Below are 23886 nucleotides of genomic sequence, written 5' to 3'. Positions count from 1 at the left end.
CCAGAGAGCCTGGTGGTTGTTGTCGAGGTCGATGATGAGGATGCGGCCTGGTTCTTCGGTCTGGGCGGAGCGGGTTAGTCCCCATACGGCGGCGCCTGCCAGATCGACGTCTTCGCCGGGGGTGCAGGCCATGGCGCCGTGTGTGGTGATGACCAGGCGGGTGGTGGCCAGGCGTTCTTCTGCCAGCCATTCCTGGAGGAACTCGAGGGTCTGTTGGGTTGTGGTGTGGATGGTTTCCGTTGTGGGGGTGTCCTCGGAGGATGACGGGCAGTCGAGGATGAGGACGTCGGGGACGGGGCTGCCCGCGTCCAGGGCCCGGACCAGCGCGCTGATGTCCGAGTAGAACTGAGTAGGAGCGAAATCGGCGAACGCAGGCTGCGTCGGCCCGATTGCTGCCCAGTTGTCCGCGGCCGGTGCGGCCGATGGCGCGAGTGGCAGTGGCTGCCACCGCACCTCGTAGAGGGCGGCGCGGGCCGTACCTCGGGAGGCCGCCCGTAGTTCGTCCAGCGACGTCGGCCGGACGATGAGCGACTCGATGTCCACCACCGGCAGACTCTCCGAAGCGGTCACCGCGGTGATCGAATAGGCATCGTTCCCGGCGGGAGTCAGCCTCACCCGCAGGGCGGTAGCGGATGTCGCGTGGAGAGTCACTCCGTTCCAGGAGAACGGAAGAGGAAAGCCTGTGGCAGATTCCAGCAGTCGCTGAAGCAGGGGGTGTAGGGCAGCGTCGAGCAGGGCCGGGTGCACAAAGAAACCGCCCTGTGTGCGGGCATCCCTATCTGTATTGGCCTCGGGCGCGATGTTTACCTCGGCCAGGATGTCGTCACCCTGCCGCCACGCTCTCCGTACCCCCCGGAACGCGGGCCCGTAGCCGAAGCCCGTGTCTGCCAACTGGTTGTACAGCCCGCCCACGTCGACAGGTGTCGCATCCGGTGGCGGCCACAACCGCCACGGGCCGCTGACCGGCTCGGCCGACTGGCCGGCAGGAGGGGGCGAGGCAGCAGTGCTGCTGGGTGCCAGGGTGCCGGTGGCGTGGTGTTGCCAGGTGTGGTCGGTGTCCGGGTTGTCGGGGCGGGAGGAGACGGTGAGGGTGCGGTGCCCGGTGTGGTCCGGGGGGCTGACGGTGATCTGGAGAACGGCTGCCTGGTCGTCGGGGAGGGTGAGGGGGGTGTGGAGGGTGAGTTCTTCGATGTGGGGGGTGTGGGTGTGGTGTCCGGCTTGGAGGGCGAGTTCGAGGAAGGCGGTGCCGGGGAGGAGGACGGTGCCGGCGACGGTGTGGTCGGCGAGCCAGGGGTGGGTGGATAGGGAGATCCGGCCGGTCAGGAGGAACCCGTCGTCTTCGGCGAGGGTGACCGCCGCGCCGAGGAGTGGGTGTCCGGCCGGTTCCAGGCCCATTGCTCCCGCGTCCCCGGTGCCCGGCGTTGCGGTGAGCCAGAAGCGTTGGCGTTGGAACGGGTAGGTCGGCAGGTCAATGCGCTGGGGGTGGGGGGTGTGGCGGGTGTAGTGGGTGGTCCAGTCGACGGTCCGGGTGGTGTGGGTGTGGGCGAGGCTGGTGAGGAGGCGGTGGGTCTCGTCGGTGTTGCGGCGCAGGGTTCCGGTGACGGTGACCGGGGTGGTGGTTTCTTCGGTGGTGTCGGTGGTGTCTTGGATGGCGGTGGTGAGGGTGGGGTGGGGGCTGCATTCGATGAAGAGGTGGCGGCCGTCGTGGTGGAGGGCCTGAATGGCCTGGGTGAAGCGGACAGGCTGCCGGAGGTTGCGGTACCAGTACCCGGCGTCCAGGCTGGTGGTGTCGGCCCACTGGTTGTCGAGCGTTGAGAAGAACGGAACGCTTCCTTGCTGGGGGGTGATGTCCGCGAGGCCGGTCAGCAGCTCGTCCCGCACGCTTTCGACGTGGGGGCAGTGGGAGGCGTAGCCGACGGGGACCTGTTTCGCTCTGATGCGGTGCTCACGGCAGTGGGCAAGAAGCTCCTCGACCGCCGATTCCTCGGCGGAGACGATCGTGGAGCGGGGGCTGTTGTGTGCGGCGATCCATGCCCGTCCGGCCCAGTGCTGCTCCAGGAGGGCACTGGTGTCTTCCCCGGGCAGGGCAACGGCGAGCATGCCTCCGGCGTCACCGCTCATCTCGTCCAGAAGCCCGCTGCGCAGGGCAACGATCCTGGCGGCGTCGGGGAGGGTGAGGGCCCCGCACACGTGGGCGGCGGCGATCTCGCCCTGGGAGTGCCCGACCACCGCGTCGGGGGTGATGCCGTAGGAGGACCATACCGATGCCAGGGACACCATGACGGCGAACAGCAGCGGCTGGACCACACCCGCCTGCTCCCACACCGGATCATCCCCCGGGCATCTGAGGACCTCCTCCAGGTCCCAGCCGGTGTGGGGGGCCAGGGCCTGCCCGCACTCGCGCATCGACGCAGCGAACACCGCCGAACTTTCCAGCAGCCGCAGGCCCATCCCCGCCCACTGCCCGCCCTGACCGGGGAATACGAACACCGTCCCACCGGCGCTCTCACCCGTGCTGGTGCCCTGGATGACCGAGGGATGCTCCTCACCGGCCGCCAGGGCGGAGAGCCCGTCCAGGAACCCGTCCCGGTCCCCGGCGAGCACTACCGCCCGGTGATCGAACACCGACCGGCCCGACACCAGCGAGAACCCCACATCCGCCAACGCCACATCAGGATGACCGGTCACAAACTCCCGCAGCTGCCCTGCCTGCGCCCGCAAAGCCCCGTCCGACTTCGCCGCCACCGGCCACGGCAGCAGCAAGGACGATGAAAAGCTTTCCCCGCCCTCTTGGTCCAGATCGCCGACGGCCTCGACCGCCGACGCCTCCTCAAGAATGACGTGCGCATTCGTCCCGCTGACCCCGAACGACGACACCCCAACCCGCCGCAGCCGCCCTTCCACCCCCGGCCACGGCACCGCTTCCGTCAGCAACCGCACCGCACCCGCATCCCAGTCCACATGCGGCGACGGCTCATCCACGTGCAACGTGGCAGGCAACACCTCACGCCGCAGAGCCATCACCATCTTGATCACACCGCCCACACCCGCAGCCGCCTGCGCATGCCCGATGTTCGACTTCAGCGAACCCAGCCACAGCGGCCGCCCGTCCGACCGCCCCTGCCCATAGGTGGCAAGAAGAGCTTCAGCCTCGATGGGGTCGCCGAGGGTGGTGCCGGTGCCGTGGGCCTCCACCGCGTCCACATCCGCCGCCGACAACCCCGCGTTCGCCAGCGCCTGCCGGATCACCCGCTGCTGCGACGGACCATTCGGCGCCGTCAAACCATTCGACGCCCCGTCCTGATTGACAGCCGACCCCCGCACCACCGCCAACACCCGATGCCCAAGACGCCGCGCATCCGACAACCGCTCCACCAACAGCATCCCCGCGCCCTCAGCCCACCCGGTGCCGTCCGCGGCGGCCGAGAATGCCTTGCACCGCCCGTCGGCGGACAGGCCCCCCTGCCGGGAGAACTCCACGAACATGCCCGGAGTGGACATCACGGTCACTCCGCCGGCCAGCGCCATGGAGCATTCACCCGCCCGCAACGCCTGACAAGCCAGATGCAGGGCCACCAGCGACGACGAACACGCCGTGTCCACGGTCACCGCCGGACCTTCGAGGCCGAGGGTGTAAGCGATACGGCCCGACGCGACGCTGCCGGTCGTGCCGGTGAGCACGTATCCCTCGACGTCCTGCGGCGCCTGGTGCATGCGCGGGCCGTACTCTTGGCCGATCACCCCGGCGAAGACTCCCGCCCTGGTTCCCCGGACTCTCTGCGGGTCGATTCCCGCTTTTTCGAATGCCTCCCAGGCCACCTCCAGCAGGATCCGCTGCTGAGGATCCATTGCCAGAGCCTCACGCGGGCTGATGCCGAAGAAGGGGGCGTCGAAGGCGTCCGCGTCGTAGAGGAAGCCGCCCCAGCGGGTGCTGGAGGTGCCTGCCCTGCTCCCGTCGGGATCGAAGAGCCGCTCCTCCTCCCACCCGCGGTCCGACGGCCAGGCCCCGACCGCCTCTGCGCCCCTCGCCACAAGATCCCACAACTCCTCCGCGCTGCCGACGCCCCCGGGGAAGCGGCAGCCCATGCCCACGATCGCGATCGGCTCGTCCTTGAACTCCTGTGCATGGGCGGCCGTGGCATCCTTCTCGTCCCCTCCCGTCAACAGGCCGCACAGGTGGCTCACGAGCACGGCTGGTGTCGGGTAGTCGAACACGGCGGTCACCGGCAGCCGTAGCCCCGTCGTCTCCAGCAGGCGCCGCCGCAGCTCGATCGCCACGAGCGAGTCGACCCCCAGCTCCCGGAAGGTGAGAGCCGTGTCCATCCGGCCGGCTCCGGTGGTGCCCAGCGCCTGGGCGGTCTGCTCGCACACCAGGTCGGTGAGGTTCCTCACCAGTTCGGTCCGGGACATGCGGGACGCACGCCGGATCAGTTCGGACGCGGAGCCGGTGAGCTCGTTGTCCTCGCTCCCGGGCCCGTCCAACGGCTGCCGCTGGAAGGCATAGGTCGGCAGGTCGACCCGCCGGGCCCCACGCCCGGTGAACGCTGCCGTACAGTCCGGAAGCGAGGCGTTGACCTGGAGCTGAGCCAAGGACGTGAGGAACTGGCTCATGCCGCTGTGACCACGCCGCAATGTGCCGGTGACCACGCTGTCGACGCCGACCGAATCAGCAGTCGCGAGCATGTCCATGGCCAACACGGGGTGGACGCTCATCTCGGCGAAGAACCGATGCCCTTGTTGCAGCACCAGTTCATTGGCCGTGGTGAACCGGACGGTACTGACGAGATTGCGGCACCAGTACTGGGCGTTCAACTCCCGTGTGTCCAGGCGCTCGCCGGTGACCGATGAGTAGAACGGCACCGCTGAAGTCCGTGGAACGATCGGGGACAGAGCGGTACGCAAGTCCTCCAGGAGAGTCTCGCAATGGGGGGAGTGCACAGCGACGTCGGTGGGGATCTCCCGTGACCAGATCCCGTCCGCAGACAGTTCGCCCAGCAGGGCCCGTACTGCGTCAGGGTCTCCTGAGACCACCGTGCTCGACGGTCCGTTGAGCGCGGCGATCACCACCACACCGTCGCAGGATTCGAGCCGACGACCCAGAGGCCGTGCGGGCAGGCCGACCACGGCCATGGCGCCCGTGCCCGCCAGCGTGGCCTGGGCCTTGCTCCACAGAGTGATCACGCGGGCCGCGTCGGCCAGCGTCAGCGCGCCGGCCACACAGGCCGCGGCGATCTCCCCCAGGCTGTGCCCGAGTACGGCTGACGGCTCCACGCCGTGCTCGCGCCACAGCGCGGCCATCGACACCATGACGGCGAACAGAACGGGATGCGCGACGTCGATCCGCTCAGCAGGCGGAGCGCCCGGCGCTCCCCGCAGCACTTCCTCCAACGACCATTCGACGAAAGGCTCGAACGCTTCGGCACAGGCATGAATGCTGGAGCGGAAGACGGGCGACGACTCCAGCAGCCCCGAGACCATTCCCGGCCACTGAGGACACAGCCCGGGGAACACGAACACGGTGTCACCGGCCGCCTTGCGAGTACCACGGACCAGGCCGCGGTGTTCCTCCCCAGCGATCAGCGCTTCCAGGCCCTCCAGGAGCTCTGGTCGGTCCGCCGCGACGATGGCAGCCCGGTGGTCGAAGACCGACCGAGTGGTGGCCAGCGAGTAACCGATGTCCGCGTATCCCAGCTCGGGGCGAACCGTCATATGGTCGTGCAGCCGCTGAGCCTGCGCGACCAGCGCGGCGCCGGTGTGAGCCGACAGCATGCAGGGGACTTCCGGTGAAAGGCGTACCGTGGGGCCCGGCCGCGGGGAAGCCGGCGGCGCGTCCGTCACCTGCGGGGCCGCACCGAGCAGCACGTAGCCCAGCGTTCCGTCGACGTCGAGGGACGCGACAGCGTTCAGGGGCGTTTCGCCGTGCGGCGGTTGTGCGCCCCGTCGATCGGGGTGCGCACGGTCCGTCGCCCCCTGGGCGATCTCCAGGCACTGCACGGCTTTGACGATCGGGCCCATCCCGCCGGTCTCCGGGAAAGAGGGCGAACTCATGCTCGCACCGGTGCCGGGGACGGCTCCGGCCGCCGCTGCGGCCAGGCCCTCCACCGATACGTCGCTACCGTTCAGATCGACGTGTCCGAGCTGGTCCGCGCTGATACCCGCCTGCTCATGAGCCGCGCGCAGCGCCTTCGCCGGGCCGCTCTCATCCGGGCGGCTCTCATCCAGGCCGCCCTCTTCCGGGCCGCCCTCACTCACGCCGCTCACGGCACTGCCGTGGATCACGCAGCGGATGCGGTCCCCGTCAGCAAGGGCCTGAGAGAGAGTCTTGAGGACCAGAACAGCACCGGTGGCTGTGAGCGCGCCCGCATCTCCGCTGTCAGGGGCGTCCGAGTCGGCGTCGGCCATGGCCGCAGCCGACCTGGTATCCCCGGCCACGGCGAGCGAACAGACACCGCTGCGCAAACTCCGGCAGGCCATGTGCACGGCGACGGGCGCGGAGGCGTGCGCACCCGCAGACTCCGGTTCGAGTCCGTGGTCGCGCAGGAAGGCGCTGACGACCCGGCCTGTCGCATCCGGGCGGGACGACGGCGGGGCAACTGCGGTCTGCTCCTCACCGGAAGCCGCACGGGCGGCCGCGGCCGCCCGTGCCGGACTGAAGAACAAGCCGGTTCGTCCCACGGGCGCCTGCGCGGTGATGACCACGCCCGCGTCCTCAAGCGCTTCCCAGGTCAGTTCGAGAGCCAGCCGATCCTCCGGCCCCAGGTCCGCGGCACCCTGCCGCGTGAGTCCGAAGAACGAGGCGTCGAACCCACCACCGGCCCGGGACAGGCGACTGCTGTACCCGACAACCGCGACCGGTTCCTCCCGCGGCACCGCGGCCCCCTGCCCACCGACACCGGAACCGCTCCCACGCCGCCGTCGCTTGCCCTGCGTCTCACGCAACTGACCGTCTCCAAACCACTGACCAGGGGGAAACTGCGAAACCGCTCCCTTTTCAAGTCCCTTTCAGGCCTCCGCGGAGCGCACGGGCAGGCCGGGGCCTTTGGCGCCTCAGGGGGTGCCTCAGGGCTTCCTTGACCGCGACCAGGCCGGAGCCGTTCGTTTCTGCCGACAGAACATGCTCATCGTGCGAAACCCTAAAGACACCGACACCTCACCAAAACCCCTATAGGCCCCGGGTTTCCTAGGCGAATCCGCCCACCCGTCCGGGGGCTCGCTCCGGAGTTCCGGCCGGGCTATTGTGTGAAATGCTCGGTGAGCGATGCGCACGAGAGGCAAAGCCCGTAACTGCCGAGTTCCCCCGACGGCAACCGCACTTCCAGGTCCCCCAGCCGATGCTGCGAAGAACGTGCGACGGTTGCCCGACACCCTCCCCGGTATCGCGAAGGCAGGTGCCAGACCCTATGGGGCTTTCTCTGATCGAACTGGCTGACGGGTTCGCATGTCACGCGAGCAGTGAGATGGAAGCCCGCTTTATTTACCAGGAGATATTCGAGGCTCATAGCTATGACCTCCCGGGCCTCCTGGCGGGCCGCACTGATCCGTTCATCGTGGACATCGGTGCCAACATCGGCCTCTTCTGTATCTACGCGAGGCGCACCCACCCCGCGGCACGCATCATGGCGTTCGAGCCCGCGCCGGAGAACCTCCAGGCCCTGCGGATGAACCTGGAACTGCACCGGTCCGGGGAAGTCGAGGTGCACCCGTTGTGCCTGGGGGCTCAGCGGAAGGAAGCGGCTGACTTCACCTACTACCCCGGATTGCCGGGGAATTCCACCTTGCACCCCGAAGAACAGGTCGTATTGAAATCGAAGATGAGCCGGTTCCTGGGTGAGGACGCTGCCGCGACACTGTTCGCGCCCTGCGAGCTGAACGTCCGTGTGGAACGGTTGTCATATTTCCTGGCGGAGGGTCGGGAGGCCGCGACACCCGTGGACCTCGTGAAGATCGACGTCGAGGGGGCCGAGCTGGAGGTCCTCGACGGAATCGACGACGCGGACTGGCCCAGGATCCGCAACTGCGTGATCGAGGTCCATGACTCCAACGACAGGCTGGCAAGGATGAAAAGCCTCCTGCGGGGTAGAGGAATGACGGTGTCCAGCACCCCCGCTCCCTTCATGGAAGAAGAGCTCCCCTACTACTACGTCACGGCGACGAGACCGTGAACATGTCTACGCCGGCCCGCCCTGGTACCAGGAAGCCCATGCGCGGCGGGATAGATTCCGGGCGTCCCCAGAAGTAATGGCAGGAGCAGATCTATGGAAACTGACCCCATGCAGACCGACTTCTCGTTCGGTACGGCAAAGGGAGCGTTCCCTGTCGTCGGCCACATGCGACAACTGCTCAGGCAGCCACTCGAATTTCTGGAGGCGCTGTCCGGTGTCGGTGACCTTGTGGAGATCCGGCTGGGTACCCGACGCGCCTACGTGGCCTGTCACCCCCAACTCGTACGCCACATGCTCACCGACAGCCGCCTCTACGACAAGGAGGACACACGGCTGGAAGCGGCACAGGAAAAATACGGCGACTCCCTGGCGACCGCCTCACGTGACCGGCACCGCAAGCTGCGCCGTATCCTTCAGCCGGCCTTCGACCACACCAGCCTCGAAAAATACAGCGCACTGCTGGAGCAGGAGATCGAGGCACTCGCCGGTCACTGGCGGAGAGGACAGGTTCTCGACGTCTTCCCGGAGTTCCGGGACTTCGCGACGCGTGCCGTGTCCCGCACCCTGTTCCCCGACCACATCGGCGAGGAGACCCTGAAGGAGATCCAGTGTCTTTTCCGCTCGATGGGTGGAGCAGGCCGGCAGGGTGCCGTCTCACGTCTGACGGGTCTGCTGCGGGGTATGGGGGGAAGCCGTCAGCAGCGACAAATTCTTCAGGAGCTCGGGGCCGTCCTGGACCGTGTGACCGCTGAGTGCCGCCTCGGGGGGACGCAGGGCACGTACCTCTTGTCGACGCTGTTCGCCGACGGCGGCCGGGGCGACGATGACAGGGGGCCGACGGACACGGAGATCCGCGCTCAGGCGCTCAGCCTGCTGGCGGCGGGCTCACACACCGTCGCTGCCACTCTCACCTGGACCTTCCACCTGCTGTCCCAGCACCCCGGCATCGAAGGCCGACTGCACGAGGAAGTTGATTCCGTGCTCGGCGGACGCCCCGCCAGGTGGGAGCATCTGAGCGGTCTGGCGTTCACTGCCCGGGTCCTCACGGAGGCTTTGCGCCTGTACCCACCGGTGTGGTTGCTGATGCGCTACACCACCGGCGATATGCGGCTGGCCGGCCGCCACCTCCCGCGAGGATCCACCCTCCTGCTCAGTCCCCTCGCTGTACAGCGCCGTGCCGACATCTTCGCCGGCCCCCGTGACTTCGATCCCGACCGCTGGCTCCCGCACCGGGCCGCGGCGTACCCCCGCGGAGCCTTCGTCGCCTTCGGCGCAGGAGCGCACAAATGCATCGGCGACTCCTTCGGCATGATCGAGGCCACCCTCACCCTGGCGACGATCACGCAGCGGTGGCAGCTCAGGCACGCCCCCGGCGTAAATCTCCGTCCTGAGCTCTTCGCACTCGCCGTCCACCCCCGAAACCTGCCCATGCGCGTGCACGCCCGGCGTCACAACCGCCGGTGAGCACAGCGGGACCGGCAGCTCACCGCGCTCGCCCTACGTGCGCTTCGACCGCGTCAGCCGCCATGCGCGTACCGCCCGCCTCAAAGCAATGCTGCCGCATCTCACCGACCCGCCCGGCGACCGCCTCGTCCGCCATGAGATCCAGTACGGTCTCCCGCAACGCCTGTGCGGTGACCTCTTCCTCCCGCATCGTCCGACCCAAACCCAGCTCGGCGACGCGCCGGCCGGTCGACCGGGCGTCGGCGGTCAACGGCACGACCAGCACGGGGCACCCGGAGGAGAGCGACTCCATGACACTGCCCATACCTCCGTGCGTGACGAAGGCCCTGGCGTGCGGAAGTACCGAGAGGTGGGGAACCCACTCGCGCATCTCGATCGTGGGCGGCAACGGGCCGAGGCCGGCAGGGTCGAATTCCCGCCCCAGCGTCATCACGACATGGGCGGGAACGTCCCGGAACGCCTCCACGCACAGGTGGAAGAAGGAGTGCCGCGCGTTGCACACGGTACCCAGCGAGACGAGTACCACCGGAAGCCCGCAGGCGGGAGGCGTCCACTCGCCTAGGAAACGACGCTCACCCAGGCACGGCCCGACGAAGACGAACCTTTCGTCGAAGGTGTCCCCCGCGTACTGGAAAGCGCGCGGCAGATGGACGATATTGCGCTCCTCGACATAGGACCAGAATTTTTCGACCGGCATATCGATGCCCTGCTCGTCGAGGAACCTTGCGAGCTCCGCCATCACCTCCCTGAACCATGGCAGAGCGGACAGCGAGGCGGCCCCGGCCGGGGCGCCCCCTGCCCCTCGGCCCTCTGGGCTGACCATCGCTTGGACGTCCGAGTAGTGCTCGTTTGTGGCGAAGGTGGGAATCAGCCTGATCGCGGGCTTCCCCCACGCCAGGGCCAGCGCCCGGCCGGCGTGAAAGACGGCCAGGTCGTAGACCACCAGGTCCGGCACGTCCGTGCCAAGCGATGCCCGTGCGGTGTCCAGCATGACCCTTCCCTCGGCGAGCAGGAGCCGTGGGAAGGTGGAGGGGTCGTCCTCGGCGGTGACCAGACGGTAGACGTCGGCGCTCCGGTATGCGGACTTGTACGGCAGGAAGTCGGCGCCGGTCGACCGAACGGCTCCGGCCACTTCATCCCCCGACACATAAGTGACGCGGTGGCCCCGTTGCACCAGTTCCTTCACCACTGCCAGGTGGGGAAAGACATGTCCGCGGTCGGGGACACTCAGGAAGAGGAAATGGTTCGACATCACTTGCCACCCGATCGGAAAAGAAGGGCACCAGCGCCCGGGACGGCCCCACCGCGGTGGCACCCACTCGGCAGGAGCTCGCTCAATGTAGGAGTGACCGGGGCCGGCCGCCAGCCTCGATGACGAATCCTGGGGTCGCGCGCACGGGCCACCCCTAAGGAACGACAGGAAGGCGACGCATCCCAGGGGGAGTTACCGCTACGGCGCCGCGGCCGCGGAGGGTACAAAGAAGGCCCGATCGGCTATGTAAGGAGGACCGATGTCCGTACTCGGCGTCGGAGTGCTCGGCTGCGCCGCCATCGCCCAGTCGCGCACCATTCCGGCCCTGATCGCCGATCCCTTGGTGCGGCTGGTGGCCGTCGCCAGCCGCACCGGAGAGAAGGCACGGGCCGTGGCGGACCGGTTCGGTTGCGCCGCCGTGACCGGGTACGGGGCACTCCTGAAACGCCGGGACATCGAGGCGGTGTACGTTCCGCTCCCGCCGGCCCTGCACACCGAGTGGATCGGGAAAGCCCTGGCCGCCGGAAAGCACGTACTGGCCGAGAAACCGCTGGCCCTGAACCGCACCGAGGCGGCGACCCTGGTCTCGGCGGCGCGCACGGACGGCCGGCTGCTCATGGAGAACTTCGCGTTCCCGTTCCACACCCAGCACGCCACGGCGCAGCAACTGATCGGCCAGGGAGCCATCGGCGAACCGCGCTCGTTCACGGCGGAATTCGGTTTCCCGCCCCTGCCGTCCGACAACATCCGCTATCAGCCCGCGCTGGGGGGCGGTGCCCTGCTCGACGCCGGTGTGTACACCCTCCGCGCCGCGGGCCTGGGCCTCGGATGGGGGCTGCGGGTGGAAGGTGCGACGCTGCGTCGCGACCGTGCGCGAGGCGTCGACGCCGGCGGCGCCGCGCTTGTCTCCACCCCCGACGGCCGCACCGGACAGCTGTCGTTCGGCTTCGACCGTGCGTACCGGTGCGCTTACTCCGTCTGGGGCAGCGAAGGCAGCATCACGTTGCCGCGGGCGTTCACCGCCCCTCCGGGGCTGCGCCCGGTGCTCCGCCTCGAACGGCAGGACCACGTCGAGAAACGGACCCTGTCGGCCGACGATCAGGTCGCCGCCCTCGTCTCGGCGTTCGTGACGACGATTCTCCAGGGCGAGGACCTGATCGCACCGGGCGAGGACATTCTCCGGCAAGCCCACCTGCTGGAAGCCGTCCGTGAGGCCGTCAAGGACAGCAGGCGCCGGTAGTGGAGATCGTCGGACGAGGATTCCTGGCGGGTCACCTGACCGCTGTCGGCGCCCGGCACGAAGCGGCACTGGTGCTCGCGGCCGGAGTCTCCACCACGGTCGCGCACGCGCGGGCGGACTTTGACCGGGAGGCGGAGCTGGTACGCGAGACTCTGACGCGCTGCCGCGCCGAGGGCCGGACGATGGTGCTGTTCTCCACCGCTTCCACAGCCCTCTACGGCCCGGGGACGGACGGCAGAGAGAATGAGGTCCTCGTTCCGCGGACGCCGTACGGCCGGCACAAACTGGCGATGGAGCGGCTGGTCCGCGACTCCCCGGTGAACTGGCTGATCCTGCGGCTGACCCATTTGGTCGGCAGCGGACAGCGACCGCACCAACTGCTGCCCTCCCTGATCAACCAGGTTAGAAAGGGCGCTGTACGGGTGCGGCGTGGTGCGCGGCGTGACCTGCTCGATGTGAAGGACGCGGTCAGAGCTGTGGACGCCTTGCTGGAGGCCCGGGTGACCCATGAAGTGGTGAACGTCGCCTCCGGCGTCCCGGTGCCGGTGGAGCGGATCGTCGACAGGATCGAGGAGATCCTCGGCTCGCGTGCCGCACGCGAAACCATCGGTACCGAGCCGTCGGCTCCCGCCGTCTCCTCGGACAAGCTGCGCGGTCTCGTCGCACCCGGCGTGCTCGTCCACGACGCCGACTACCCGTGGCGGCTCCTGGACCGCTACGTACCAGCCGCGGCCGGCCCGCTCGGTCCCCGGCCGGATCCGGCCACCCCCTCATGACGACGACGGAGCGACGACGGTCTGCAGACAGGCCATGAGCGTCCGGGCCTCGACGTTCACATAGTGGCTGTGCCGCATCAGGGCCGTGATCCCGGCGGGCTCGATCCAACGGTGACCGGGGCCGGGATCCTGGAGCTCCCCCGGGGCCACCTCGATGATCATGTACCGGTTGCGGGCGTGATAGAAACGCCCGCCCTCCTCCGACAGCACCGTGTCGAAGACGATCCGCTCCGCGGGGGCCCGCAGAACCCGGTCGAGGAACAGCGGACGTGCCTCCGGCGGCAGACAGAGATAGTTGCGCGGAGCGCACTGGACTGTCGGCGCCAGCTCCAGCACGTCCGCGCAGCCGGCTTCGACCCGCGCCGAGAACAGTGCCTGCACGACGCCGAACCGTCGGCGGACGAGCAAGGCCGACACACCGCTGCCGACCGGCTGGATCATGGGCTGTGTCCAGCCCCGCACCTCCCGCCCCCGGGCCCGGACGTCCACCGCCATGACGCGGAAGAAGCCACCGGACTCGTGCGCGATGTGCTCGCCCGTATGCCGCCATCCCGGAACATCCGTGAGAGGGACGCGCCGGGTGAGCACCTGCTGACGGCTGCGGACCTCGGTGATCCAGCTGAGGATGCCCTCCTGCGGATCGACCCCGGTACGAGGAAAAGGGAAGGGCAGACACGCGAGGACGCTCCGAGCGTCCATATTGACGAGGTTGTCGTGGCTCAGCAGCCGATGCAGCTGGCCGAGGGTGAGCCAGCGGAACCCGTCGAGCACCTCGACGTCCTCGGCCGCGTCAACCTCGACGATCATGTTCCGGTTGCACTTGCGGTAGAACCAGCTGCCCTGTTCGGACTGACGCACATCTACGTGCGTCCGGTGCCGTGCCCCCTGTCGGAAGTAGTGCAGATAGGGCACGGCGCGCCCGCCGTGTACCCGGGTGTAATTGCTGCGGGTCGCCTGCACGGTGGGTGAGAGCTGCGGACCGTCGCAGTTCCCGGGCTCCCACTTCACTTGGAGGAGGAAGTGCAGAACGCCGGCGAACTCCTGGGCGAGGATGCCGAGGATACCGACCTCCGGCTGGTCGAGGATGGGCTGGGACCAGTGCTCGACCGGGCCATGGGCAACCCGGACGTCCAGTGCCGTCACGGTGAAGAAGCCGCCGCTGTCATGGGCGAGATCGCCCGTCCCGGGGTGGAAGCCCCACCGCCGCAGCTTCGCGAACGGGATGGGTACGGCCCGGGAACCGTCGGCGGCGGCTAGTTCGCCGAGCCAGTCCCTGGGGTCGGCCGGACTGGTGAGGGGACTCTCCCGCACGGCGGCAGACCGTGCCAGGCGCTGACAGAGAGGGCGCGGATCTCCCGGCATCAGCCACCGGCCGCGGCTCGGACGTGCTTCTCGTACCTCTTCTTCAAGGGCTCCCACATCTCACGGTGCTCCTCGTACCACCGGACCGTCCGTGCCAGGCCCTCCGTGAAGGAGACCAGAGGCTGGTACCCGAGCTCGTCGGACGCCTTGCCGAAGTCCAGCGAATAGCGGCGGTCGTGCCCCTGCCGGTCGGGAACGCTTTCGACCATGGACCAGTCCATGCCCAGCAGGTCGAGCAGCAGAGCCGTGAGGCCGCGGTTGGACAGTTCGGTACCGCCACCGATGTGATAGACCTCGCCGGGCCTGCCGCGCTGCGCGACCAGGGCGATGCCCCGGCAGTGGTCGTCCACGTGCAGCCAGTCCCGGCGATTCCCGCCGTCCCCGTACAGTGGCACTTTCCTGCCGTCCAGAAGGTGGGTGATGAACAGCGGGATCATCTTCTCGGGGAACTGGTACGGGCCGTAGTTGTTGGAGCAGCGGGTGATGCACACCGGCAGACCGTAGGTGCGATGAAAGGACCTGGCCAGAAGGTCGGCGGACGCCTTGGAAGCCGCGTAGGGGGAGCTCGGCCTCAAGTGCGCGTCCTCCGCCCACGATCCGGTATCGAGGGACCCGTAGACCTCATCGGTCGAGACGTGCACGAAGCGGCCCACTCCCGCGTCGGTCGCGGCGCGGAGCAGATTCTGGGTCCCCAGGACATTGGTCTGCACGAACGCGGTGGCATCGGCGATCGACCGGTCAACATGCGTCTCGGCCGCGAAATGAATCACTAGTTCGACGTCGCGCAGCAGCCCGGAGACCAGCGACTTGTCACAGATATCGCCCCGTACCACGGTCAGCGAAGGGCGCTCCGCAACGGCCTCCAGATTCCCCATGTGGCCCGCGTAGGTGAAGCTGTCCAGAACTACGACATCGGCACCGGCGAGCGGCGGGTAGTCCCCGGCCAGCAGCCGCCGGACGAAATGAGAACCGATGAACCCGGCACCGCCGGTGACGACCGTCCGCATCATTGGCTCCTTTCCCCAAGGGCCGAGATCTCCATCAGATACGCGCCGTAGCTGGACCCCGCGAGCTCCGCGCCGAGGGCATAGCAGTCGTCCGCGCCTATCAGCCCCGTGCGGAAGGCGATCTCCTCCAGACAGCCGATCCGGACGCCCTGTCGTCGCTCCACAGCTCGCACATACCGGCCGGCCCGGAGAAGCGAGTCGGGAGTGCCCGCGTCGAGCCACAAGAATTCCCTGCCCAGCGGGACGAGCCTGGCCTTGCCCCGGTCGACGTACACCTGATTGACATCCGTGATCTCCAGCTCACCGCGTGCCGAGGGCTTGAGGCCGCGGGCTACGTCGATCACGTCGTTGTCGTAGAGATACAGACCAGTGATCGCCATATTGGACCGGGGCGCCACGGGTTTCTCTTCGATGGACAAGAGTCTTCCCGAGCTGTCCACCTCGCCCACCCCGTAGTGCTCGGGGTCGCTTACCGCAGATCCGAAGAGTACGCATCCGTCGACGCCGCGCACGTGACCGCGCAGCACCTGTGCGAAGCCGGCGCCGTGGAATACGTTGTCGCCGAGCACCAAGGCCACCTGATCCTGACCGATGTGGTCGGCGGAGATGAGGAGGGCGTCGGCGACGCCTCTGGGCGCTGCCTGGGGGGCGTAGCTGATCTCCAGTCCCAGGCGGGAGCCGTCTCCGAGGAGCGTCTCGAACTGGGGGAGGTGAGCGGGGGTGGAGATCACCAGGATGTCCCGGACACCGGCCAGCATCAGCACGGAGAGAGGGTAATAAATCATGGGCTTGTCGTAGACGGGAAGGATCTGCTTGGACACGCCGTGCGTCAGCGGGTACAGCCGGGTGCCACTGCCGCCGGCGAGCACGATTCCCTTCATACCGGCTCCCGGGTGTCGACTGATGTGAGTTCCCCCGGGCGGCGCCGATTTGCTCCGCAGCCCGGAACCGGCTCAGGCCGCGTTCCGCCAGGCGAACACCATGTAAATCTCAGTGCCATCGAACAGGGCATCCTGTTGCACGGTCACGGAGAAGCCGTGCTCCGCCAGGAGCGAGGTGAAGGACCGCAGGCCACCGTTCACGTCGTGCACTTCCGCGATGCATTGCCGGATCTTGGGCCAGTCCGCTTCCGCCAGCCCGCCAAGCACCTCCAGCTCGCTCTTTTGCACGTCCACCTTGAGCAGGTCGACCGAGGTGATCCTCTGCTCCGTGATCACTTCGGAAAGAGTCCGGACGGAACACTGGACGGTCCGCAGTGTCTCTGCCTCGTTCCTGGTCGCTTCGATGGCGTCGACCACCTCGTTCGCGAAACCGCTGTTCAACAGTACGGAACGCCCCAGCGCGGCTTCCTCCGCGAGGTCGGGATGAAATCCGGACATGGCGGTGCAATGCGGGTAGTACGTCAGATCACCGACGCCGGAGTGGTCGGACAGCGCGCAACGGACGGCCGTGGCATTGATTTTATGAGCCGCAATATTGTCCGAAAGTGCCGCGTACGGGACAGGTGCCGGTTCGAAGCAGTAAAAAGTCAGCCCCGGGAACTCGGTGTGCAGGAAGAGAGTGGTCAAGCCGATATTCGCACCCACATCGAGAACAGTGTCTCCTGGCGCCAGGGTGATCTCGTTCCGTAGATAGCAGCGCTCCGTGAAGATCTCGTGGTAAAGAAACTCGGTCTCATCGACGTTGACCTGGCTGACCGTCAGGCCGTTTGGCAGTTGCATGGCTTCCATGGGCTTCGGACTCCGCTCTTCCTGCGCTGTGGCGCGGCAACTGCGATGCTAAGGGAGCGGAAAGCGCTGAATAACCCCCTGTGTGGCCGGCGGTGAATGGGACGCCGACTCCTGGGGCGTGCTGGGGGTATGGCGGCCAAGGAGGCCATTCATGGACTTCGGTACGGGGCACCGGCCGGGGTCCTCAGCTCTTTCGATGCCGCCTGCTGAGCCGAACGGGAAGATACCGGGGTGGTACGTTCACCGCCCGTGCGTGCGGCAGGATCCTCGCGTCGGGCACGCTCGCCAGCCGCCATTGCCCCGTGATGGACGCCAGGACGAGGGTGAGCTGAGCGAGGCCGAAAGCCTCACCGATGCATCGTCGGGGCCCGTCACCGAAGGCGGTGAATGCGCGGCGGGCAGCGGCGGTGCAACGCCCCGGAGCCATCGGTCGGGGTCGAAGTCCCCAGGGTCGGCGAACACGTCTCCGTGCTGGTGCATCATCAAGGGGCTGATCATCACGGAGGCGCCGCGGGATGCACCCGTTGATCAAGGGGACCTCCACCGAAGTCTTCCGGAAGAAGATCCACACGGGAGGGTACAGGCGCAGCGTTTCCATGAGGCCCCGCTCCGTAAATCTCAGAGAGGGAAGGTCCCCCCACCGCGCCGGGCGGCCGCCCAGCACGCTGTCAGCCTCATCGCGCAACCGGCCTTCGCTCTCCGGACGCTGGGAAAGCAGATAGAAGGCCCAGGTGAGTGTAGTGGCGGGAGAGTGGGCTCCGGCCGCCAGCATGGTGACGGCCTGGCTTCGCAGCTCTCCTCTGCTCAACCCGCTGTCACCATTCCTGTCCAGCGCCAGCGCTGACATCATGTCTACGTCGCCCCGCCCGGTACGTGGATATCCGGAGACCGCCCTGTCGAGGGTGTCCTGAAAGTCTGCCGCGATCCGGTATCGCTCCCGAGCCCCGAGCCGGGTCACACGCTGGAGGACGCGGGACGGACCTGTCCGCCAGCCTGTGTCGCCCTGACTCATCATCGAGGCGAACAGACGCTGCACTTGGTCCGAGGCGGTGGGGTCGGCACGACTCGAGAACAGCATTCGGGTCACCACGCGCGCAGTGAAGTCGAGGAGCACGGGAAACAGGTCGAATTCCTGGCCGCCCTGCCAGGTCTCCATCAGCGCGACGGTCTCCTCTTCCACCACTGGGCCGTACCTTTCGACCTGCGCGGGACGGGACACCTGCTGGACGAGCCGGCGTTGTCTGCGGTGGTGTTCGTGCGTGCAGCCGGCCAGCCTCTCCTCAAGAATCTCGGCGAATTCGAAAGCCGGTCCGCCACCCTTGTTGAAGGTCCTATCATCGGCCAGGATGAGATGTGGAAGACCAGGACGACATGGTCCGAACACCCTTCGGCGCTCCAGCTTGATCTCCACCAAGCCCCCGATATCGGGCAGGGAAGCAAGAAAGGGGATCGGCCTCCGCAGCAACTGCGGTGTGTGACCCACAAAAGGAAGGGCGCCCGGCACAGTCCCGGAAGAAAAGGTGGTCAGCATGTGGATCCTTAGGCGAAGGCGGCATACGGGGGCCAGCTGTACGCGCGCCATACGTGCTGTTCGACACCGGCGGCCACGAAGTATTCCATGAAGGCCGGGCGCAAGTGTAAATAAGGCGGATACGGGCCCACGAACCCCTGCACCCCAGCGGCTCGGCAAAGAACTTGCTGCCCGTTCGGCGGCATTCGATGTCGCAAGCGGGGGCGACGGCAGAGCCGGAGAAGTTCTTCTCAGGAGAGACCAGGCGAAAGGGCAGGGGCTTTCAGGGGTGCCACTGATACGCGCCGCCCCATAGGATCGCCTGCGTTTGGCCTACCGGTCGGCCCACCGCCGCCCTCTCGGCAGGGCAGCACACCGGTGGTGGCTGAAAACCTGAGTCAGCGGGTTGTCACCAGGAGGAGACGGCGATGACAGAGAATGATGACGAACAGCTCTGGCTGCGCTGTTACCGCCCCGCGCCGGAAAGTAAGTTCCGGCTCCTGTGCCTCCCGCACGCCGGAGGCTCGGCGAGCTATTACCTCCCCTTCGCCCAGTCGCTCGCCCCGGAGATTGAGGTACTGGCGGTCCAATACCCCGGCCGACAGGACCGGAGGGACGAGCGGTGCGTCACCTCCATCGATGAACTGGCGGACCAACTCCTCCGCTCCGTCGGCCCCAGGCTCGACGCGTCGACGGCCCTTTTCGGGCACAGCATGGGAGCTGTCCTGGCCTTCGAGTTCGCCCGGAGGATGGAGCAAGAGACCGGCTTCACTTGCGCGGGTATCTTCGCCTCAGGCCGCCGCGCCCCGTCCTGCCACCGGCACGAAGGCGTACACCGGCGGGATGACAGCGGCATTCTCTCCGAACTGGCGGACCTGGGCGGCACCGACCCACGGCTGTTCGAGGACGAGGAACTGCTGCGCTCCTACCTTCCGGCACTGCGCGCCGACTACCGGGCGATCGAGACCTACCGCGGTGAGGTGAACGCGATGGTCGACTGCTCGATCACTGCGATGGTGGGGGAAACGGACCCGCGCACCACGCTTGATGAAGCCCAGGCTTGGAGTGGACACACCACAGGCAAGTTCACACTATGGTCCTTCCCGGGCGGCCACTTCTTTCTGGACGGGAACCACACCCAGGTGACCCGCCTGATCAGGTCTCAGCTGCTGGGAGCCACCACGGAGCCGCGCTCCGCCTCATAGCGCCGCACCAACCAGCGGAGTTCGGGACGACACGCCCCTCGGCTGTCCCCGAACTCCGCCTGGCCCTCCCCGAGCGACGCCGCAAGCCCTTGCCAACTGCTTTCGGCCCCCGGCCTTCTCACTCGCTGAGCACGCACATCCATGGTTTGGAGCTGTCATGCAGAGCACCGAAGAAGACCTGATCGCCGTCGTCGGGTACGCCTGCCGGCTGCCGGGTGGTCTCGACACCGTCGCCTTTCGCCACACCTCCCGAGGGGAGGGCGGCAGTCCGCTGGAGGAGGGCGAGGGTCGGCTGCCCGGTATCGACGGAGCAGCGGTACGCGGGCGCTTCCTCCCGTCGATCGATCAGTTCGACCCGGCCTTCTTCGGCCTCACCCCCCGGGCGGCCGGCCTGATCGACCCCGAACAACGACTGGCCCTCGAACTCGGCTGGGAAGCCCTGGAAGACGCCGGGCTGGCCGCGGCCGACTTCGCCCGTGACAGCTTCGGCGTCTTCCTGAGCGGACCCTCCGGTGACTACACGGCACTTCGGCGCCTACAGGGCGGGCCTGTGACGACGGCACCGGAGGCCCCTTCGGGTACGACTGCCGAGCTGGTGTCCTGCTTCCTCGGTGCGCACGGAGCGCGTACGTCGGTCGATTTGGCGGGCGCCTCGGCGCTGGCCGCCGTGCACCTTGGATGCGAGAGCCTGCGCCGGGGCGAGAGCACGCTGGCTCTCGCCGGAGGGGTTGAAGTCAATCTCTTCGCGGACAGAACCGCGGAGTGCGCGATCGGCGGGTGCCCGGGAGATGACCCAGGCGGTGAAGAATTCGCAGAGGGCGGCGGAGTGGTCGTGCTCAAGCGCCTGGCCCATGCCCTCGCAGCCGAGGATAAGGTTCACTGCCTGGTCAACGGCAGCGTGCTGCGGCGAAACGGGAAGATGCCACGCATCCCGACCTCAGTACGGCTGACACAGGCCCGTGGGCGAGCCGACAGCATGGCCGCTTTCTTGAGAACGGCCCTCTCTGCGGAATCCCAGGGCGTCACAGTGCCCACGAGTAGTCCAGAACGCGACGGCGGCGTCCCGGTGACCGACAGAATCTCTGCTGTCCAAGGTGTTTCCGTCCGGGGTGAGAGGGACACGTACTGCCATATTCTGCTGAGTCCGGCCCCCCTGAGTCCGGAGGATGCCCAACCTCAGGGAACAGGCCGGCAACCGGCCGTGGCGTCATCACCCGCTGGCCGGAACGAAGTGTCGGCCTGGGTCCTGTCCGCACACACTCCCGCTGCGTTGAGTGCACAGGCAGCCCGACTGCGGGACCATGTGACCGCCAGCCCCTTGCTGACAACGACGGACATCGCGCATTCACTGGCGACCACCCGAGCCTCGCTCACGCACCGGGCAGTGGTCATCGCTTCCGACCGCGAAGACTTTGTCCCGAGACTTGACGCTTTGGCCGACGGCCGCGAAGCCCCTGGTCTGATCAGGGGGACGGCCACACTACCAGCAGGCAAAGCGGTGTTCGTCTTCCCCGGACAAGGAACACACTGGACAGGGATGGCAGCGGAACTCCTGGAAACGTCAGCTGTCTTCCGGGCATCTGTTCGGTCCTGTGCCGAGGCGCTTGATCCATTCGTCAGCTGGCCGTTGGAGGCCGTGCTGCGAGCGGACGCGGGAGCGCCTCCTTTGGAGAGGGTCGATGTGGTGCAGCCTGCCCTGTTTGCCGTCATGGTGTCGCTCGCCGAGCTGTGGCGATCGCGAGGAGTCCAGCCGGCCGCGGTGCTGGGGCACAGTGTCGGTGAGGTCGCGGCGGCCTGCGTGGCGGGCGCGCTCTCGCTCCGGGAAGCAGCGCGGGTGGTGGCGTTGTGGAGCCGGGTCCAAGCCGGCCTCTCCGGTACCGGGGCCATGGTCGCGGTCTTCTGCGCGGCCGGTCAGCTACGACCCCGGCTCACGCCTTGGGGCCATCGCCTGTCCATCGCGGCGGTCAACGGCCCCAAAGCCAGTGTGGTCTCGGGGGAGCCGGCCGCTGTCCGGGAGCTGATGGACATGCTCTCCGCCGAGGGGACGCTCGTACGTGAAGTGGCCGTCGACGTGCCAGCCCACTCCCCGTACATGCGGGCTCTCCGGAGCCAACTACTGGCAGCGCTGGCACCGGTCGTCCCTCGAGAGTCGCGAGTGCCGTTCTACTCGTGTGTGACAGGGGAGCGCCTGGACACCACCACTCTGAACGAGGAGTACTGGTACCGAAACCTCGTAGGCACTGTGCAGTTCGAACAGGCCACTCGGCGGCTGATCGAAGGGGGCTGCCGTGTGTTCATCGAAGTGAGCCCCCACCCGGTGCTGACCGTGGGTGTGGAAGCGATCGCCGACGAGTGGAAGACCGGTCCGGCCGACGACAACGGCGATGCGTGCGTCACCAGAGGCGTTGCCGGCGCGGGAGTGGTGGCGGTGGGCACACTGCGGCGCGACCGTGGCAGTATGAGCCAGTTCCTGAGCTCGCTGGCTCAGCTCCAGGTATGCGGAGTGCTGCCGGAGAGCGCCGCGCCGTTCGCTGTCCCGGGTGGCAGGCGGGTCGAGCTCCCCCCTTCGGCCTTCCAACGTCAGCGCTGTTGGTGGGACACACTCGGGACAGCCGAGCGTCCGGCACCGGACCGGCCTGCTGGCCCTGGAACACCGGGACAGCATTCCAGTGTGCCGACACAGCGGACGGAAGAGGAAACGCTGGCCCTGATCCGAGCCCAAGCCTGTGCCGTTCTCGGCAGTCCCGATCCTGACATCATCACCTCGGACACGCTCTTTCGTGACCAAGGCTTCGACTCTGTCTCCGCTGTCGAACTGCGAAACCGCCTCAGTGCCGAGATCGGCACCAGCTTCCCGTCAACACTGGTTTTCGACCACCCTACGCCCGCTGCACTCGCGGCGTTCCTGCAGACAGCTCTCGCCCCACTGGCAGAGCCCGGGATGACGTCAGGCCAGAGAAACGAGAGCGAGTCTTCACGCTTCGTTGTGGAACTCTTCGAAAAGGCATGTGAGTCAGGGAGGGCAGCTGACGCCGTGGACCTCCTGACCGTCACATCACGATTTCGGGAAACCTTTACAAGAAACGAGGCCCCCGAGAACCTCACCAAGTGCACTATGCTCGCGCCAGGAGATGGAAGACACCCGGCGCTGATCTGCCTTCCCACCGTCGTCAGTCCTGATATCCGGCACTACGCTGACTTCGCCTCCTACTTCGACGGTCTGAGGGACGTCTGGCATCTGTCCATCCCAGGCTTTTACGAGGGGGAGAAGGTTCCGGCCACTCCGGATGACATCATCGACGTCCTGGCCGAGGGTGTGCGTATGTGTGTGCCCGAGCAGCCTTTCGCTCTGGTCGGGCTATGCGCGGGGGGCTGGCTCGCGCACGGCGTGGCAAGCCGCCTGGAGTCCTTGGGGGTGCCCCCGGAGGGCGCCGTTCTCATGGACACCTACATGCCTACCGAAGCTCTCCAACTGTTCAAAACCTCGCTGGCCGCCGGCTTGTTCTCGCGAGTGGCGTCGATGGTGCAGCTGGACTTCACAATGATCAGCGCACTGGGCACCTACCTCAGGATTTTCGAGGACTGGACGCCCACGGAAAACGCTACCCCCACCCTGTGTTTGTGGGCGAGTCAACCCCCTTCTATCGAGGAAAACGGGAAGCCGCTGGAGGGCTACGATACCCATCCCTCCTGGCCGCTTCCGCACCGAGTCATCGACGTGCCAGGAAATCACTTCGACATGCTGGTTTCCGACCACGCCCTCTCGACAGCCGCTCAGGTTCACGAGTGGCTTGCGGGGCGCTCGTAAGAAGAACGGTAATGCTCAGCCGGCTGACAATCGGTCGGAATCGGTTGGAGCGGATTACCGTGGACGAGGCGCAGGCTTGATGCGGGCAACTGGTGCCGCTGAGCAATCGATCGCCCTGACCGGAGTCCGGTCAGGGCGATCACGACGTCCAGCAGAGGTATCGCTCAGCTCTCGAACCCGAGGTTGCGTAGTTCTGCGGTGACATCAGTGTCTTCGCAGTACTCGAGGTCGGGGATCCGGTGCAACTTGCCCAGGAGATCAGGGTCGAGGTCCATCGATGCGGCCATGTCGAGGATCTCCCCTTTGACCGCGGGAAAGGTAAGGCTTTCGAGAAGTTGCTTCAGTTCCATGACGCTTCCTCTTGTGGATG

At 67.3% G+C, this 23886-nt stretch carries 14 protein-coding genes; 6 read left to right on the top strand and 8 right to left on the bottom strand.

All coding sequences use genetic code 11. From position 1 onward, the window contains the following. The coding region (locus tag ABZ951_RS25765; protein ID WP_361280791.1) for an acyltransferase domain-containing protein at positions 1 to 6870 on the bottom strand (6870 nt) is incomplete at its 3' end. Between the two features lie 530 nt (positions 6871 to 7400). On the opposite strand from ABZ951_RS25765, the gene ABZ951_RS25760 reads away from it, so the two are divergent. Both ABZ951_RS25760 and ABZ951_RS25755 read left to right on the top strand, forming a co-directional pair. Next, positions 7401 to 8162 (top strand): FkbM family methyltransferase, encoded by a 762-nt coding sequence (locus ABZ951_RS25760; protein WP_344095319.1) that lies wholly within the window; start codon positions 7401 to 7403, stop codon positions 8160 to 8162. A 93-nt stretch (positions 8163 to 8255) separates the two neighbouring features. After that, complete coding sequence (locus ABZ951_RS25755) at positions 8256 to 9626, top strand: cytochrome P450 (protein ID WP_344095321.1); 1371 nt, start codon at positions 8256 to 8258, stop codon at positions 9624 to 9626. Between the two features lie 19 nt (positions 9627 to 9645). Here ABZ951_RS25755 and ABZ951_RS25750 read toward each other — a convergent pair whose 3' ends face one another. Further along, positions 9646 to 10878: a macrolide family glycosyltransferase gene (locus tag ABZ951_RS25750; protein ID WP_344095323.1), complete on the bottom strand. Its 1233-nt coding sequence runs from the start codon at positions 10876 to 10878 to the stop codon at positions 9646 to 9648. Positions 10879 to 11137: 259 nt separating this feature from the next. Between ABZ951_RS25750 and ABZ951_RS25745 the strand changes: the two genes are divergently transcribed. Both ABZ951_RS25745 and ABZ951_RS25740 read left to right on the top strand, forming a co-directional pair. Then, on the top strand, positions 11138 to 12118 hold the full coding sequence (locus tag ABZ951_RS25745; protein ID WP_344095325.1) for a Gfo/Idh/MocA family oxidoreductase: 981 nt from the start codon (positions 11138 to 11140) through the stop codon (positions 12116 to 12118). Continuing rightward, complete coding sequence (locus tag ABZ951_RS25740; protein WP_344095327.1) at positions 12118 to 12894, top strand: NAD(P)-dependent oxidoreductase; 777 nt, start codon at positions 12118 to 12120, stop codon at positions 12892 to 12894. Before ABZ951_RS25745 ends, ABZ951_RS25740 begins: the two co-directional genes overlap by 1 nt. On the opposite strand, the gene ABZ951_RS25735 is transcribed toward ABZ951_RS25740, so the two are convergent. From ABZ951_RS25735 to ABZ951_RS25715, 5 genes are all read right to left on the bottom strand, one after another. Continuing rightward, positions 12889 to 14205 carry an NDP-hexose 2,3-dehydratase family protein gene (locus ABZ951_RS25735; RefSeq protein ID WP_344095329.1) on the bottom strand — a complete coding sequence of 439 codons (1317 nt, stop codon included), beginning with the start codon at positions 14203 to 14205 and terminating at the stop codon, positions 12889 to 12891. The genes ABZ951_RS25740 and ABZ951_RS25735 overlap by 6 nt on opposite strands. Before the next feature lie 50 nt (positions 14206 to 14255). Further along, on the bottom strand, positions 14256 to 15263 hold the full coding sequence (gene rfbB / locus ABZ951_RS25730; protein WP_344095331.1) for a dTDP-glucose 4,6-dehydratase: 1008 nt from the start codon (positions 15261 to 15263) through the stop codon (positions 14256 to 14258). Then, a complete protein-coding gene (gene rfbA / locus ABZ951_RS25725; protein ID WP_344095333.1) occupies positions 15263 to 16144 on the bottom strand; it encodes a glucose-1-phosphate thymidylyltransferase RfbA in 882 nt (293 codons plus the stop codon). Before rfbA ends, rfbB begins: the two co-directional genes overlap by 1 nt. Before the next feature lie 72 nt (positions 16145 to 16216). After that, positions 16217 to 16993, bottom strand: a complete 777-nt coding sequence (locus ABZ951_RS25720) for an FkbM family methyltransferase (RefSeq protein ID WP_344095335.1) — start codon at positions 16991 to 16993, stop codon at positions 16217 to 16219. Between the two features lie 184 nt (positions 16994 to 17177). Continuing rightward, entirely contained in the window at positions 17178 to 18524 is a 1347-nt protein-coding gene (locus tag ABZ951_RS25715) for a cytochrome P450 (protein WP_344095337.1), read from the bottom strand. Positions 18525 to 18931: 407 nt separating this feature from the next. Between ABZ951_RS25715 and ABZ951_RS25710 the strand changes: the two genes are divergently transcribed. Together ABZ951_RS25710 and ABZ951_RS25705 are read left to right on the top strand one after the other, a co-directional pair. Continuing rightward, the gene (locus ABZ951_RS25710) at positions 18932 to 19708 is read left to right on the top strand and encodes an alpha/beta fold hydrolase (RefSeq protein ID WP_344095339.1); all 777 of its coding nucleotides are present in this window, start codon (positions 18932 to 18934) and stop codon (positions 19706 to 19708) included. 157 nt (positions 19709 to 19865) lie between these two features. Continuing rightward, positions 19866 to 23516, top strand: coding sequence for an acyltransferase domain-containing protein (locus tag ABZ951_RS25705; RefSeq protein WP_344095342.1), 3651 nt, complete (start codon positions 19866 to 19868; stop codon positions 23514 to 23516). Positions 23517 to 23680: 164 nt separating this feature from the next. On the opposite strand, the gene ABZ951_RS25700 is transcribed toward ABZ951_RS25705, so the two are convergent. Further along, a complete protein-coding gene (locus ABZ951_RS25700; protein ID WP_344095344.1) occupies positions 23681 to 23866 on the bottom strand; it encodes a DUF2795 domain-containing protein in 186 nt (61 codons plus the stop codon). Positions 23867 to 23886: the final 20 nt, after the last annotated feature.

This window comes from Streptomyces sp. NPDC046215 (assembly GCF_040646215.1).
GTDB lineage: Bacteria > Actinomycetota > Actinomycetes > Streptomycetales > Streptomycetaceae > Streptomyces > Streptomyces stramineus.
The sequence above is the reverse complement of the archived record's forward strand: the minus strand, read 5'-3'. Positions and strand labels throughout refer to the sequence as shown.

Bases quoted from the DNA above. Each gene is read 5' to 3' on its own strand.
- ABZ951_RS25750 (WP_344095323.1), bottom strand. From the start codon at position 10,878: ATGTCGAACCATTTCCTCTTCCTGAGTGTCCCCGACCGCGGACATGTC.
- ABZ951_RS25760 (WP_344095319.1), top strand. From the start codon at position 7,401: ATGGGGCTTTCTCTGATCGAACTGGCTGACGGGTTCGCATGTCACGCG.
- ABZ951_RS25755 (WP_344095321.1), top strand. From the start codon at position 8,256: ATGGAAACTGACCCCATGCAGACCGACTTCTCGTTCGGTACGGCAAAG.
- ABZ951_RS25715 (WP_344095337.1), bottom strand. From the start codon at position 18,524: ATGCTGACCACCTTTTCTTCCGGGACTGTGCCGGGCGCCCTTCCTTTT.
- rfbA (WP_344095333.1), bottom strand. From the start codon at position 16,144: ATGAAGGGAATCGTGCTCGCCGGCGGCAGTGGCACCCGGCTGTACCCG.
- ABZ951_RS25745 (WP_344095325.1), top strand. From the start codon at position 11,138: ATGTCCGTACTCGGCGTCGGAGTGCTCGGCTGCGCCGCCATCGCCCAG.
- ABZ951_RS25720 (WP_344095335.1), bottom strand. From the start codon at position 16,993: ATGGAAGCCATGCAACTGCCAAACGGCCTGACGGTCAGCCAGGTCAAC.
- ABZ951_RS25705 (WP_344095342.1), top strand. From the start codon at position 19,866: ATGCAGAGCACCGAAGAAGACCTGATCGCCGTCGTCGGGTACGCCTGC.
- ABZ951_RS25700 (WP_344095344.1), bottom strand. From the start codon at position 23,866: ATGGAACTGAAGCAACTTCTCGAAAGCCTTACCTTTCCCGCGGTCAAA.
- ABZ951_RS25710 (WP_344095339.1), top strand. From the start codon at position 18,932: ATGACAGAGAATGATGACGAACAGCTCTGGCTGCGCTGTTACCGCCCC.
- rfbB (WP_344095331.1), bottom strand. From the start codon at position 15,263: ATGCGGACGGTCGTCACCGGCGGTGCCGGGTTCATCGGTTCTCATTTC.